The sequence below is a fragment of the Paenibacillus sp. OT2-17 genome (genome assembly GCF_009827695.1).
Classification (GTDB): Bacteria; Bacillota; Bacilli; order Paenibacillales; family Paenibacillaceae; genus Paenibacillus; species Paenibacillus polymyxa_B.
In genome coordinates, this window is the sequence record NZ_WUDQ01000707.1 from 1 (window position 1) to 1,633 (window position 1,633).

A 1,633-nucleotide genomic window follows, 5' to 3' on the forward strand; every position below is an offset into this window, starting at 1 on the left:
AACTAAGAGCCTAAGGGTAAAAGTAGGAGTTACGATCAATGGGGTGATGACGGTGACGATTCAATGGTTTCCTGGTCATATGACCAGAGCGCGCCGCCAAATTGAAGCAAAATTAAAGTTAATTGATTTGGTCATTGAGCTGATTGATGCTCGATTGCCGCTCTCCAGCCGAAATCCAATGATTGATGATATTTTGCAAGGCAAGCCGCGGATGATTATTTTGAATAAAGCAGATTTGGCGGACCCGGTAGTATCACAGCAATGGATTGCCTATTTTAAGGAGCAGGGGCATGTGGCCCTTCCGGTGGATGCCACAACTGGGACGGGACTAAAAGAAATTCCGATTCAGGCTAAGCTGCTGCTTAAGGAAAAGATAGATCGGCAGATTAGGAAGGGAATGAACCCGCGTCCTATGCGTGGGTTGATTGTTGGTATTCCGAATGTCGGCAAATCGACACTGATCAACCGAATGGCGGGACGTAATATTGCAGCTACGGGTGACCGTCCAGGGGTAACGAAGGCACAGCAGTGGATCAAGATCGGAGAAATTGAATTGCTGGATACACCAGGTATTCTATGGCCTAAATTTGAGGATCAGAATGTAGGCTATCGTCTGGCAGTTACAGGTGCGATCAAGGAAGAAATTCTGAATGTCGAGGATATTGCCTTTTTTGCGACTAAATATTTGGTTCAGTACTATTGGGATGCACTGGCAGAGCGCTTTGAGCTCACCGAACGTCCTGAAGATACAGAAAATCCTGATGAAATTGTCAACGTTATGGAAGCGATCGGACGTAAACGTGGCTGTATTGTTAGCGGCGGACGTGTAGATCTCGAAAAGGCGTCAAAAATCATTTTGCGTGAGCTGCGTGCAGGGAAGCTGGGACGATTCAGTTTGGAAGCTCCTTACTGATTTTACTGGTACACCGATGCAGAACATAGCATTTTGTGGCAAGGAAGAACCTTCCCCATCTCTCCGGAGAGGAGGAAGGTTTTTTTTGGTATTTGAAGGCAGTTAGAAAAGGGTTTTGGACGGTGAAGGTCTGTGGTAAGCTGAATTCAATCGCTAGAGCTACGGCATGAATGACGCGTTAAACTACATATAGATGGGCAGGTATTGAATATGGAAAATAAAGAGATTGTAGTGAAGGACATGCTACATTATGAAAAAAAATGCTGGGAGCAGTCTTGCAGGTATTGACGAGGTAGGTCGTGGATGCCTGTTTGGTGATGTTGTGGCCGCAGCAGTCATTTTACCAGTGGGTGAGTTACTGGAAGGTGTGGATGATTCCAAAAAATTGACGGACAAGAAGAGAGAAGCATACTACGAGCTGATTATGGAGAAGGCTATTGCTGTAGGAGTTGGCTATGTAGACGCGCACACGATTGATGATATCAATATTAAACAGGCAGCTCGTTTGGCTATGAAGCAGGCTATTGAGGCTTTACATGTATCTCCTGATTATTTACTGGAGGATGCAGAAAAGGTAGATGTGCCTATTCCTCAGCTCTCTATTATTAAAGGAGATGCGAACAGTCAGTCCATTGCGGCGGCCTCTATCATCGCCAAGGTAACCCGTGATCGGCTGTGTAAAGGTGAATGGGATGCGAAGTATCCGGAATATGGGATCGG

General features: G+C 45.8%; 1 protein-coding gene and 1 pseudogene. Both read left to right on the top strand.

The genetic code is table 11. The features are described 5' to 3' along the window. The first annotated feature begins 52 nt into the window (after positions 1 to 52). Positions 53 to 913, top strand: coding sequence for a ribosome biogenesis GTPase YlqF (gene ylqF / locus GRP75_RS26320; protein ID WP_023988173.1), 861 nt, complete (start codon positions 53 to 55; stop codon positions 911 to 913). Positions 914 to 1,123: 210 nt separating this feature from the next. Beyond that, positions 1,124 to 1,633: pseudogene (locus tag GRP75_RS26325) on the top strand (ribonuclease HII); the annotation flags it as partial.